General features: G+C 62.2%; 1 protein-coding gene. It reads right to left on the bottom strand.

The annotated features are described in order from the left end of the window. On the bottom strand, positions 1–230 hold a 230-nt coding region (locus tag BST17_RS28590; RefSeq protein ID WP_133053626.1), incomplete at both ends, for a hypothetical protein.

Raw genomic sequence — 230 nt, 5'->3', positions numbered from 1 at the left:
ACCTTATAGCGACCGACGCGGGCCAGGTCGTAGCGCTTCTCCTTGAAGAACAAGTTTTCCAACAGCGTCTGCGCTGACTCTTTGGTCGGGGGCTCGCCCGGACGCAGCTTGCGGTAGATGTCCAACAGCGCCTCGTCGGTGCCGACGGTGTTGTCCTTCTCCAGCGTCGATCGCATGATCTCGGAGAACCCGAACCGCTCGACAATCTGCTCGCTGGTCCAGCCCGGCGC

The sequence above is a fragment of the Mycolicibacterium bacteremicum genome, from assembly GCF_002086115.1.
GTDB classification, from domain to species: Bacteria; Actinomycetota; Actinomycetes; order Mycobacteriales; family Mycobacteriaceae; genus Mycobacterium; species Mycobacterium bacteremicum.
The sequence above is the reverse complement of the archived record's forward strand: the minus strand, read 5'-3'. Positions and strand labels throughout refer to the sequence as shown.